Raw genomic sequence first — 12469 nt, forward strand, 5'->3', positions numbered from 1 at the left:
TGCGCGGATCATTTCAACTTAAGAGGGAGTTATGAAAAAGCAATTAATCTCTGCAACGCTCTTGGCATTGCCGATCATCGCCGCGCAAGCGGACAGCAAAGTGTCTGAACATGTGTTGGGCAATGGCTTGAAAGTCTTGGTCAAAGAAGACCACCGCTCGCCCGTGGCGGTTTCGCAAGTCTGGTACAAAGTCGGTTCCAGCTACGAGCCAGGCGGCATCACCGGCATCTCGCACATGCTGGAACACATGATGTTTAAAGGCACCGACAAACACCCCGCCGGCGAATTTTCACGCATCATTGCCGAAAATGGCGGCGAAGAAAATGCCTTCACCGGACAAGATTACACCGCGTATTTCCAAACCATGGAAGCCTCCAGATTGGCGGTGAGTTTTGAGCTGGAAGCCGACCGTATGCGCTATCTGCATTTGTTGCCGGAAGAACTGAAAAAAGAATTGCAAGTCGTCACCGAAGAACGCCGTATGCGAACCGACGATAACCCGCAAGCCAAAATGGGCGAGCATTTTAACGCGATGGCTTACAGCAACAGCCCGTACAAGCATCCGGTCATCGGTTGGCCAGCAGACATTGCCAACTACACGGTTGAAGATTTGCAGGCGTGGTATCAACGTTGGTATGCGCCGAACAACGCCACCTTAGTTGTGGTGGGCGACGTGCAAGCGCAAGCGGTGTTCGATCTGGCAGAAAAATATTTTGCCGCCCTTAAGCCTAGCGACATCAAACCCTTAAAACCACAAGCCGAAATAGAACAAATCGGCGTGCGGAAAATGACGGTTAAAGTGCCGGCGAAATTGCCGTCGCTGGTGATGGGTTACAAAGTGCCGTCGTTGACCACACCGAATGCCGAAAGCGACGCCTATGCATTGGAAGTGCTGGCAGGCGTACTCGATGGCGGCAGCAGCGCGCGGCTCAGTTCGGGCTTGGTGCGCGGCAAGCAGATTGCCGTGGCGGCGGGAGCGGGCTATAGCATCGCCACGCGCTTGCCGAGTTTGTTTGAACTGGAAGCCACGCCCGCCGAAGGCAAAAGTGTGCAGGATTTGGAAAAAGCCTTAAAAGCGGAAATCAGCAAGCTGCAAGACCAGCTGGTCAGCGCCGAAGAATTGCAGCGCATTAAAGCGCAAGTGTTGGCAAGTGCTGTGTACGAACGCGATTCCGGTTTTTATCAGGCCATGCAATTGGGCATGTTGGAAACCGTGGGTTTAGGTTGGCAAAAAGCCGATGAATACGTCGCCAAAGTCAACCAAGTGACTGCCGAACAAGTCCGCGAAGTGGCGCGTAAATACCTGATTGACGACCACCTGAGCATCGCCTATCTCGATCCGCAACCTCTTCAAGCCCAGCAAGCCGCTGTTAAAGGAGCAAAATAATGCGCCCCCTATTGTTAGCTTTTGTTTTATTGATTGGCACGCAAACCTTATCGGCAGCGGCAAAAATTGACCAATGGCAAACCCCGCAAGGCAGCCGCGTCTATTACGTGCGTACCGAAGGTTTGCCGATGGCGGATATTCAAGTGGTGTTCGATGCTGGCAGCGCGCGTGATGGCAAAGCTTTTGGCTTATCGGGCCTGACCGCCAACATGCTCGACACCGGTGCAGGCAAATGGAATGCCGACCAAATTGCCCAGCGTTTTGAAAGCGTCGGCGCGGTGTTCGGCGCAGGCAGCTCGATGGATATGGCAACCGTTTCGTTGCGGACATTGACCGATAAACCGTTGTTCGATAAAGCCGTCGAAACAATGCAAGTCATTTTGTCCAAACCCAGCTTTAACGCCGCCGATTTCCAGCGCGAGAAAAACCGTACCTTGGCAGGCTTAAAACAGGCCGAAGAATCGCCCGCCGAAGTCGCCAGCATCGCGTTTTACAAAGCGTTGTACGGCAACCATCCTTATGGGCATTCCGGCGATGGCGATTTGAAAACCGTTGCCGCGCTTAAGGTCAACGATCTGCGCGAGTTTTATAAAAAATACTACGTGGCGGCGAACGCCATTGTCGTTATCGTTGGCGATGTCGACAAAACCCAAGCCGAACAAACCGCCGAAAAACTGTTGTCGGGCTTGCCGGTTGGACAAAAACCAGCGGCCTTGCCGGATGTGCTTGCGCCCACAGCGGGTTCGCAGCAGCATATTGACTTCCCGTCTACACAAACCCATGTTTTAGTGGGTATGCCCGGCACCTACCGCAAAGATGCCGATTACTTCAATTTATACGTTGGCAACCATATTTTGGGTGGCAGCGGTTTGGTGTCCAAACTGTTTGAAGAAGTGCGCGAAAAACGCGGTTTGGCGTACAGCGCCTCCAGTGCGTTTATTCCCATGCTGAAACCCGGCCCGTTCATCGTCAGCCTGCAAACCCGCAACGACCAAACGCCGCAAGCGTTGGAGGTGCTTAACCAAACCTTGGGCGAGTTTATTACCAAAGGCCCGACGGAAGCGGAATTGGTCGCCGCCAAGAAAAACATCACCGGCGGTTTTGCCATGCGTATTGATACCAATAAAAAATTGGCGAACTATGTCGGCATGATTGCGTTTTATGACTTGCCGCTGGATTATCTGGATACTTTCCAGCAAAAAATAGAGCAAGTGACCGTCGCCTCCATTACCGAAACCTTGAAACGCCGCGTTAACCCTGCGCTCTTGCAAACCGTCACGGTGGGGAAAAGTGCAAAATAAGCTCCGCATCATCGGTGGCAACTGGCGTAGCCGACAGCTGGCTTTTGTCGATGCGCCAGGTTTAAGGCCAACGCCCGCACGGGTGCGCGAAACTTTGTTCAACTGGCTGCAAACCGACATCATAGGCAGCCGCTGTTTGGATTTGTACGCAGGCAGCGGCGCCTTGGGGTTTGAGGCAGCTTCGCGCGGGGCCAAGCGTGTCGTGCAAGTTGAGCAAAACCCCTTGGCTTGCCGCGCGCTAAAGGGCAATGCAGTGGCTTTGGACGCACAGCAAATCAAATTGGTGCAAGCTGATGTGTTCCGGTTTTTAGCAGGCGATGCCGAAAGCTTTGATGTGGTGTTCCTCGACCCGCCCTTTGCGATGGGCTTGGCAGCACAGACTTGCCACTGGCTGCACGATAAGGATTGGCTGGCGCCTGATGCGAAAATCTACGTGGAAACCGAAGCCAGCCTTAAGTTGGATGGTTTTCCTGAAACTTGGCAATTGTTGAAAAGCAAACAGGCAGGCGAGGTGGCTTATCATTTATTTACCAATGGCTTATAGCGTTTGCTACTACTCGTCAAACGGTTAAGCGCCTATAATCAAGCATAAAATTTTCAACTGGAGTGCGGTGATGGTGTTAATAGCACAACAAGAGTTCCCATTGCTCAGCGAAGAAGACTATTTGCAGTCCGAGCAGCTGTCCGAAACCAAACGCGAATACATTGCTGGTCATATTTATGCGATGGCAGGCGCAGGCTTTAACCACAATTGTTTGGCTGGCAATATTTTTCGCAAGATAGGTAATCATTTGGAAGGCAAACCCTGTACGCCGTTTATGGCGGACATGAAAGTCCGTGTTGGCAAAGATTATGTCTATCCTGATGTGCTGGTCGATTGCAGCGAAATGTCGGGCGATGCCTTGTTTTCCAATACTCCCGTTTTGATTATTGAGGTGCTGTCCAAGTCAACCCGCAAAACCGATACCAGCACCAAGCTGCTGCGTTATATCAACTTACCTTCGTTGCAAGAATATGTGCTGATTGAGCCGGATTTTGTCTCGGTGCAAATCATGCGCCGTGACAAACATTGGTTGCCGGAATATTTTTATTTGGGCGATACCTTCACCTTAGCTTCGATTGATTTGAGCTTAAGCGTGGAAACCCTTTATGACCGCGTCGATAATGCCGATATGCGCGAATTCCGGCAAGCGCAAGTCATTTCCGGATAAGCGTGACTGTCTTATTTTTCGCAACGGTTTAGCGTATAACCGCCATGTCCCTGACTGATTTCACTGCTTGCCCCGAATGCGATCTGCTGCTGAATCCATCCCAGCCTGAAATCGGTGACAAAGCCCACTGCCCGCGCTGCGGCTATTTGTTGCAACGCCCTGGCAAAGACAGTGTTGAGCGGACTTTGGCTTTGTCGATAGCCGGATTGGTATTGATTTTCCCAGCTAATTTATTACCTTTAGTCGGTATTAAGGTTTTGGGCAACACCCATGACGGTACGTTATGGTCAGGTGTCGCCACTTTGTTTAACGAAGGTATGTGGCTAGTGGCGGTACTGGTGTTTCTTTCCAGCATCCTGTTTCCGCTGACCAACACCTTGTTGGCGTTATTGATTAGCGCGCATTTGCATTTTAACCGTCCGCATCGGTATTTGCCGCATTGGCTGCGCTGGTTACGGCACTTGGAAGAATGGGCAATGCTTGAGGTTTACTGTTTAGGCATCATTGTTGCGTGTGTTAAGCTGGCATCGATGGCGGAATTGCAGTTTGGCTTTGGTTTGTATGCTTTTTCCGCCTTGCTTTTGGTTAACGTGATGCTGGCGAGTAGCTTGGACGAACACTTATTTTGGCAACGAATCGCACAATTGAATGGGCAAAAAAATAAAGCTTAACACCGCCTTGGCACAAGGTTTGGTGCGTTGCCATGATTGCGGCGGCCTCAGCCCTTTGCAGGCTTTGCCAATCAGTTGCAGCGTTTGTGGCAGCCCTCTGCATGAGCGCATTCCGCGTAGCCAACAACGCACGTTAGCGTATTTGCTCAGTGCCTATTTTTTGTATATCCCCGCTAATATTTTCCCGATTATGACGGTGACCAATCTGGGCGTCGGCGAGCCGCACACCATCATTGGTGGCATTATCGCGTTGATAAACAGCGACATGGTGCCGATTGCCTTGCTGGTGCTAGTTGCCAGCATTTTGGTGCCGTTGCTTAAACTGATTGGTATCAGCGTGCTGCTGGTTTATGTTCGCTTTGGCTGGCGGCGCGATGCCAAGCGTTGGACGCAAATATACCGCATCATCTGTTTTGTCGGACGGTGGTCGATGTTAGATATTTTTATGATTTCCATTTTAGTGTCGCTAGTCGATTTGGGCGGCATTTCGCAAGTATTGGCAGGGCCTGCCGCCACGGCTTTTGGTGCGGTGGTCGTGCTGACCATGTTGGCAGCCAAAAGCTTTGATCCACGTCTTATTTGGGATAACCAAAACAAACCATGAGCGAATTTAACGACAATCCAATTGAAGATCCTTTCGACGCGGAAGACATCAACCTGAACAAAAAAGCTGAATTTTCATTGGTTTGGTTGTTGCCTGTGATTGCCTTAATCGTCAGTGCTTGGCTGATTTATAAATCGGTATCGGAAAAAGGCCCAGAAATCACCATCAATTTCCCCACTGCCGAAGGCTTGGAAGTGGACAAAACCAAAATCAAATATTTGGATGTGGAAATTGGTAAAGTCACCGCCATCAGCATTAATGATGATTTAAAAACCATCCAAGTCAGCGCAAGACTTAACCGCAGCGCCGAAAGCTACCTAAAAGAAAGTACCCGCTTTTGGGTGGTCAAACCGCAAGTGGGGTTGGGTGGCGTATCGGGTTTGGGTACGTTGTTGTCGGGCGCGTATATTGCCATCAAGCCGGGCGAAGGCCACGAACAGTGGCATTTTGTCGGCTTGCCGTCCGCCCCTTTATTGAAGTCCAACGCCGAAGGCCGGCAATTTATTCTTGAAGCTAACGATTTAGGTTCCATGCGCGCCGGAACGCCGATCAATTTTCATGGCATTAATGTGGGCGAAGTGCTGAGCCATAAACTCAACGACCAAGCCAATGCCATCCAACTGACCGTCTTCATCAATGCGCCTTATGACCAATTTGTCCGCAAAAACACCCGTTTTTGGATAGACAGCGGCGTTGATTTGTCGGCAGGTGCGAATGGTTTTAAAGTGCGTACGGGCCCTTTAATTTCTTTGCTGAGCGGCGGTATTGCTTTCCGCGCTGCCGAACATGACACGGTCAGCGACATAAAACCGGAAAATAGCCCTTTTAAACTTTACGAAACTTACGACCAGTCCACCCAAGAGGTCTACAACAACCCGCTGAAATACGCCATGTTCTTCACCGGCTCACTACGTGGATTGACCGAAGGCGCGCCGGTACAAATGCGCGGTATCACCATCGGCAAGGTTGTGGGCATCGGCCTTGAGATTGACGAAAAAACCGTCGACATCCGTACGCCCGTCGTTGTCGAGCTGGAGATGGATCGTATTAAAGAAAGCAATAACCTGCCTAATGTTTCCGATGCGGCCATTTTGCAGCGGCTGATCGACCAAGGCTTAAGGGCGCAACTGCAAACTGGCAGTTTATTGACGGGGCAATTGCTGGTGGATTTGGCTTTCCACCCGAAAGGCGAATTCCCGCCCACCCAAAATATCAACAATACCGGCTTGCCTGAATTCCCGACCACGCCCAGCACCTTGGATGAGTTCACCCAATCCACACAAATCATTATGGCTAAAATTGCCAAATTGCCGCTGGCAGAATTAACACAGGAAGCCAACAAAACTTTGCAAACCCTGCAAGGCACGTCCAAATCGGCAACCCAAATGCTCGATTCCGCCAACACCACCTTAAGCACAGCAGACAAAACTTTAGGAACGGCACAAAAAGTCTTGGGTACGCTGGAACCGGGATCAACCCGCCATTACGAATTGGATAAACTGATACAAGAGTTGACCCACGCCGCCAGCTCGGTCAAACAATTGACGGATTTCTTGGAACAACACCCAGACGCTTTATTGCGCGGCAAACATGAGGAGCAAAGCCGATGAACCGATTTGTCATACTGGCGGCGGCCTTGTTGGTCGCTTGCGCGGAAACGCCATCACCCACGTTTTATGTGTTGGAAGCGGGCCATGTCGCACCCATGACGGCTCAGGGAAATGTTAAGCCGCGTACCATCGGGATTGGCCCGGTGACCATCCCAAGCTTGGTCGAACGTAAGCAAATCGTTACCCGTAACGGCAGCAATAATGTGCAAATCGCCGAATTCCAGCACTGGGCTGCGCCGCTAAAAGACAATATCGTCAGTGTGTTGCAACAAAATATCGCCGGACAACTGCCCAACGATGTCATCAGAACCTATCCTTGGAGTGCGTTTGGCAACGTTGACCAACACATTGTCATCGACATCACCCGATTTGATGCCAGTTTGGGCCAATCAATCACCGTGGAAGCCAATTGGGTGGTGTTGGATGAAAACTCGCACGTCATGCTGAGTAGCGGGCATAGTCTGATAAACAAGCCTTTGCAGGATGGTTCATATCAGGCTGTTACGGCTGGGTTTAGCCAAGCATTGACGCAGATGGGCCGCGAGTTGGCGGCTGCTTTGCTTCGCTAGGCGTGGGGTAGGGGCGCTGCGGAAGATGCGCTTTGAATGTTTAGTTGGTCCTGTTTACAAACCAGGAATACCGATGCGCTGAATCTTCAGCGCATTTTTGCCTTCTTCATAAGCCAGCAATTTGCCTTCTTGCTGCCACAATCTAAACGCTAAGGCATAAGTCAGCACTCGGATCGGATAATCACGCGGCAATTGCTGTAAGTACGGCTGGATAGTAACAAAATCGGTGACACCGTATTGCTGCATAATAAAGCGCAAACCGCCGTTGGTCGGGCCGATGTTGTAAGCCAACAAACCCAAAAACAAATCATTGTTCATCTGCGCCAGATAATACTTAAAAGTGGCGGCGGCAATATAAGCATTGTGGCGATGGTTATTGAAGTCGGGTTTGTTTACGGCAAGTGTTTTTGCCACTTGCGCCAATACCGCTTTCGGCACCAGCGTAATTTGGAACAAGCCATGTCCGCCGTCGTTACTGTCGCGCGGCATAAAAGACGATTCTGTCGCGGCAATGCCTTGCAATAAATTGGCATCGACCGCAAAGGTTTTGGCGGCTTCGGCAATGGCGCTGTTATACATTTGCGACCGGTTAAGCAGCGTTTGCAAATTCAGTGGATTTTGTCGCCGGTATGCCGCAAACACCTGATGCGTAAGCGTGACCCGCTCCGCTTCATGCTTGCCGCCCACCAGCGTTCTAAATTGCCCGAAGGCATACGTGAAGTTATCGTGCATTGCCAGCCAGCCTATCGTTAACGCCAGGCTGACCGATAAAACCGGTGCAATCACATGCGAAAAAGCCTGCAACCACTTCCGCAGTTTCCACCACGCAATCAACGCCAACGCACTCACCACCACCAAAACCAAAATACCCAAGGCAAACGGCAGCAAGCTATCGACTAAATTCGTGCCAGAAAAACGCCCAGCCGAATAACCCAATAACACCACAATGGCAAACACCGCCGAAACGGCAAGCCCGAAAGTCTCTAAACTTGCCAACATGATTTTGTGGCGGATGGAGGCTTTGGCGGCTGTGGTTTTTGGAGGCGGGCTTTTTTTACTGGCAGTTGTGCGGGGTTTACGTGGTTTTTTGACAGGATCGCCGCCTTCACTGAGCGGCTTGGGTTTGCTTCGGGGCGGCTTCGCTGGGGTTGCCGACGGCTCGCCGCTAACGGTTTTGCGGGCAGGCCGCTTAGGCGCTGGCTGATTCATGGGCAGACTCCGGCAGAGCGATTAATAAGGCTAAGATTATCAAGGCTCAACGTAATACTCCGCAATACAAAACAATGGCAGGGCTATAGTAACGCGCTTTGCAGCGGAGTTCATCTGTTTGCTTTTAAATGGCGTTGCCGACAAGCAAGGCGGGCAGATGCTTATTGTGTTTTGCTGGTTCGATAACGCCGATCACAAGCCGCACACAATCCCCCTGCTGCCATAAACAACGCCCCTAACCAAATCCAGCGGATGAAGGATTTATAGTAAATCCGCAAACTCCAAGCACCTTCATCACCTAGCGGTTCGCCGATGGCGACGAATAAATCGCGGAACAAGCCTGCGTCAATCGCCGCTTCGGTCATGGGCATGGTTTGTACTTGGTAGACGCGTTTTTGCGGTTCGAGTTGGGCGATTTGTTCGCCGTTGTGGCTGACGGTTAAAAAGGCTTGTTGGGCGACGTAGTTCGCGCCTTGGGTTTCTTTTACGCCGTGGAATTCAAAAATATAGCCGGACATATCCAGCTTTTCGTTCGGTGCCATGCGTACGTCTTTTTCGACGCTGTAAACGCTGGTTAAGGTGATGCCAGTGACGAATACGGCAATGCCCAAATGCGCTAAAGTCATGCCGTAAAAGCCGGATGGGATGCTGGCAAGTCGTTGTAAAGAAAAACCTTTAACACCCAAACGATCAATAAACGCCAACACGCTGATGGCAACCGTCCACAAGGCCAAGGTCAAACCCAACACCGCGCCCCAAGAATAAAACGGCATCAGCAACGGCAAAACCAAACCGCCCGCGACACAGCCGCCGACTAACCAGCGCACCCGTGCCGCCAGTGCGCCGATGCTGTCTTTTTTCCAGCGCAACAATACGCCAAAGCCAACGGCAACCGCGAGTGGTGCCATCAACGGGATGAACACGGCGTTGAAATACGGCGGGCCGACGGAGATTTTGCCTAAACCCAGCGCGTCGATGATGAGCGGGTACAAAGTACCGAGCAAAATACTGGCTGCGGTAACCACCAGCAACACGTTGTTCAGCAAAATCACCGATTCTTTGGAAACCATTTCAAAAGTCGCGCTACTTTTTACAGATGGCGCACGGATGGCGTACAACAGCAACGAACCACCAACGACAATCGCCAAAAAGATCAGCACGAACAAGCCGCGCGTCGGGTCGCTGGCGAAGGCGTGGACGGAAGTTAACACGCCGGAACGGACGAGGAACGTGCCGAGTAAGCTCAGCGAAAACGCAAAAATCGCCAATAACACGGTCCAAGTTTTAAATACGCCGCGCTTTTCCGTCGCCGCCAGCGAGTGCATCAAAGCCGTGCCGACTAGCCACGGCATGAACGAGGCGTTTTCGACCGGATCCCAAAACCACCAGCCGCCCCAACCGAGTTCGTAATACGCCCACCAACTGCCCAGCGCAATGCCGATGGTCAGGAACATCCACGCCATATTCGTCCACGGACGCGACCAACGTGCCCAAGCGGCATCCAATCGCCCTTCCAATAATGCGGCGATGGCGAAAGCGAAGGCGACAGAAAAACCGACATAGCCCATGTACAACATCGGCGGATGGATGGCGAGGCCAGGGTCTTGTAGCAAGGGGTTTAAATCGCGGCCTTCTGGCGGGGCGGGGAACAAGCGTTCGAACGGGTTAGAGGTGAGCAACAAAAACAGCAAAAAGCCAATCGACACCAAACCCATCACGCCCAACACCCGCGCCACGGTGGTTTCAGGAATGGCTTTGCTAAACTGCGCGACCAAACCCGTCCAGCACGACAACACCAACGCCCACAACAGCAACGAGCCTTCATGTGCGCCCCAAACGCCGGATACCAAATATAAAGTCGGCAACGCGGTGTTGGAATTTCTGGCGATGTAAGCCACGGAAAAATCATGGACTAAGCTGCTGTAAGTGAGGCAGCCATAGGCAATGGCGATAAACAACAACTGCCCGAAAGCGGCGGGTTTGGCGACGGCAATCCAGCCGGAAATATTGCGGAATGCGCCGATAATCGGCAACGTACCAAGGACAAACGCCATGCACAGGGCGAGGATAAGGGAAAAGTGGCCTAGTTCTGGGATCATTGATTTTTTAGCCTATCGCGGCGTTATTGCTGATGTTTGTTGATGGAATAAAAAGCTCATTGTTAAGGCTTTGTATTGTCGGCGTAGCAAAAAGTGAATATTGCATCGGCGCGTGTCCGTCTGTTTCGGGCAGCGCATTAAAATTTGTAACCAACGCTTCCATCATCGGGCTTCTGTTCGCTTCCTTGCCGCCCACATGATAAAAGTGTTCGCGCGTCAAAACCTGATGTTGTGACCACAACGCCTTTATATAATCGTTTTCGCGGTAATCATTATGATGCCATGTCGATAAAATAAACTTGCCAGAAAAAGCCGACAATTTAGCAAACAATTCTCGCTCTTGGGCATCATTCCAGCCATTGTAATAATCAACATGCCGATCAATATAAGGTGGATCGCAATAAATTAAGTCCGACAGCGAAGCCTCGGCAAGCGTGGCATTAAAATCTTGGCATTTAAACGTGAACTGTTTGGCCTTAATCAGCTTGCTGACCCACGCCACTTGATTGGTAATTTTTGTGACATAGCTTTGAGCAAAACGTTGCGGCTTGCGGCAAAACGGAATATTAAAACCACCTTTGCGGTTGAAACGGATCATGCCATTAAATCCGGCGCGGTTGAGGAACAAAAAATCCAGCGGCGCATGTTCGGCGTTGAAGCGTTCACGAATAAAATAATAATGTGCCTCACCTTGCGCCAATAATTGCCCGCCTTCGTGTTCCAGAAACGCTTTCACTTTTTCCGGCGTGATGGAGCCAGACGCAATGCCTGTGTAGAAATTAATCAAATGCGGGTTGCTGTCGCATAACAATGCCCGTTCCGGTGCGACATTAAACGCCACTGCACCCGTACCCATAAACGGCTCAATCCAAATGCCATCAAAATCGGCAGGGATAATGCTTTTTATCCACGGCACGAGCTTGGTTTTTATGCCTTGGGATTTGATGGGAGGAACATTGACTTTGATGCTCATGCTTCGCCGTTACGCTTATCCACAACCAAAGATACATCGCCATTTTTATATTCTACAAATTCCCTAAGCGTTGATATTTTTCTGGTATCGCCTTTTCCGTCTTGAACCGTGATTTTTTTTGTAATTCATCCAATACTCATCAAACCAGTGTTCGCCTAATTTTGAAAACATGCCGCGACCTGTAATGATGTCGGAGATATTGTTGATGCTGCCAATATTTGCCGTATTGCCACTACCGCCTTTATCACTAGCGATTTTCCACTTTTCAGTAACAAAAAATTGAAAGTTTTTAACTACTGATGCAATTGAACAAAGCTCGTCAATTCGACGCGATTGGGTTTCGTCAATTGTTGCGCCTTCAGTTCTGTCATAAATAATGCCTAGACAAAAATGACCTGAGTACGAACCGTAAGGAAATTGGATATTTTTGGTGCTGGTACGATGCTCAAAGTATTTGCCATGCGACCCCAAAGTAAAGCCGTTACATAAATGTGGTTTCTTTGGGTTTCGGTAAGTGGTTTTAAAATCTACGGCGAATCTAACCGATTCATCATCGGCTTTGACGAATGATATGTCTGGATAATAGTTTTGATGTTCTGCCAAGACAACTTTGTATCCATTGGTTTTTGCAAAATGCAGAATTTTTGGAAACAAATGAATTTCAAGAATTTTGGACACAATTTTGGTATCTGACGAAATTGTGTACACGTTTTGAAAAATATCTATAAAGCCTTTAATTGTCCATTGCCCATCGCTTGTGCTGATGTGATCTTTAAGATCAGCAACAAAGGTTTCGAGCTTTTCTGCAAACAGTTCTTTATCTGTCATTTGATTT

12 protein-coding genes are annotated in these 12469 nt (G+C 50.2%); 8 read left to right on the plus strand and 4 right to left on the minus strand.

Annotation, left to right across the window (positions count from 1 at the left end; all coding sequences use genetic code 11):
• Positions 1 to 31 precede the first annotated feature (31 nt).
• The 8 genes from ACYQ1O_RS03920 (at position 32) to ACYQ1O_RS03955 (ending at position 7353) form a co-directional block, all read left to right on the plus strand.
• Entirely contained in the window at positions 32 to 1387 is a 1356-nt protein-coding gene (locus ACYQ1O_RS03920) for a M16 family metallopeptidase (protein WP_459990326.1), read from the plus strand.
• Entirely contained in the window at positions 1387 to 2688 is a 1302-nt protein-coding gene (locus ACYQ1O_RS03925) for a M16 family metallopeptidase (RefSeq protein WP_459990327.1), read from the plus strand. Before ACYQ1O_RS03920 ends, ACYQ1O_RS03925 begins: the two co-directional genes overlap by 1 nt.
• Positions 2678 to 3232 (plus strand): 16S rRNA (guanine(966)-N(2))-methyltransferase RsmD, encoded by a 555-nt coding sequence (gene rsmD / locus ACYQ1O_RS03930; RefSeq protein WP_459990328.1) that lies wholly within the window; start codon positions 2678 to 2680, stop codon positions 3230 to 3232. The genes ACYQ1O_RS03925 and rsmD overlap by 11 nt, the downstream gene beginning before the upstream one ends.
• Before the next feature lie 70 nt (positions 3233 to 3302).
• Entirely contained in the window at positions 3303 to 3899 is a 597-nt protein-coding gene (locus ACYQ1O_RS03935) for a Uma2 family endonuclease (RefSeq protein WP_459990329.1), read from the plus strand.
• Between the two features lie 44 nt (positions 3900 to 3943).
• Complete coding sequence (locus ACYQ1O_RS03940; protein WP_459990330.1) at positions 3944 to 4570, plus strand: paraquat-inducible protein A; 627 nt, start codon at positions 3944 to 3946, stop codon at positions 4568 to 4570.
• Positions 4548 to 5174 carry a paraquat-inducible protein A gene (locus ACYQ1O_RS03945; protein ID WP_459990331.1) on the plus strand — a complete coding sequence of 209 codons (627 nt, stop codon included), beginning with the start codon at positions 4548 to 4550 and terminating at the stop codon, positions 5172 to 5174. Before ACYQ1O_RS03940 ends, ACYQ1O_RS03945 begins: the two co-directional genes overlap by 23 nt.
• Positions 5171 to 6784, plus strand: coding sequence for a PqiB family protein (locus ACYQ1O_RS03950; protein WP_459990332.1), 1614 nt, complete (start codon positions 5171 to 5173; stop codon positions 6782 to 6784). Before ACYQ1O_RS03945 ends, ACYQ1O_RS03950 begins: the two co-directional genes overlap by 4 nt.
• Entirely contained in the window at positions 6781 to 7353 is a 573-nt protein-coding gene (locus ACYQ1O_RS03955) for a PqiC family protein (RefSeq protein WP_459990333.1), read from the plus strand. The genes ACYQ1O_RS03950 and ACYQ1O_RS03955 overlap by 4 nt, the downstream gene beginning before the upstream one ends.
• Before the next feature lie 54 nt (positions 7354 to 7407).
• Here ACYQ1O_RS03955 and ACYQ1O_RS03960 read toward each other — a convergent pair whose 3' ends face one another.
• The 4 genes from ACYQ1O_RS03960 to ACYQ1O_RS03975 all read right to left on the minus strand — a co-directional run bounded on the left by ACYQ1O_RS03960 (position 7408) and on the right by ACYQ1O_RS03975 (position 12462).
• Positions 7408 to 8562, minus strand: coding sequence for a transglycosylase SLT domain-containing protein (locus tag ACYQ1O_RS03960; RefSeq protein WP_459990334.1), 1155 nt, complete (start codon positions 8560 to 8562; stop codon positions 7408 to 7410).
• A gap of 161 nt (positions 8563 to 8723) precedes the next feature.
• On the minus strand, positions 8724 to 10661 hold the full coding sequence (locus ACYQ1O_RS03965) for a heme lyase CcmF/NrfE family subunit (RefSeq protein ID WP_459990335.1): 1938 nt from the start codon (positions 10659 to 10661) through the stop codon (positions 8724 to 8726).
• Between the two features lie 7 nt (positions 10662 to 10668).
• Entirely contained in the window at positions 10669 to 11634 is a 966-nt protein-coding gene (locus tag ACYQ1O_RS03970) for a DNA adenine methylase (protein ID WP_459990336.1), read from the minus strand.
• Positions 11635 to 11697: 63 nt separating this feature from the next.
• Positions 11698 to 12462, minus strand: coding sequence for a type II restriction endonuclease (locus tag ACYQ1O_RS03975; protein ID WP_459990337.1), 765 nt, complete (start codon positions 12460 to 12462; stop codon positions 11698 to 11700).
• Positions 12463 to 12469 lie beyond the last annotated feature (7 nt).

It is taken from the genome of Methylosoma difficile (assembly GCF_054657615.1).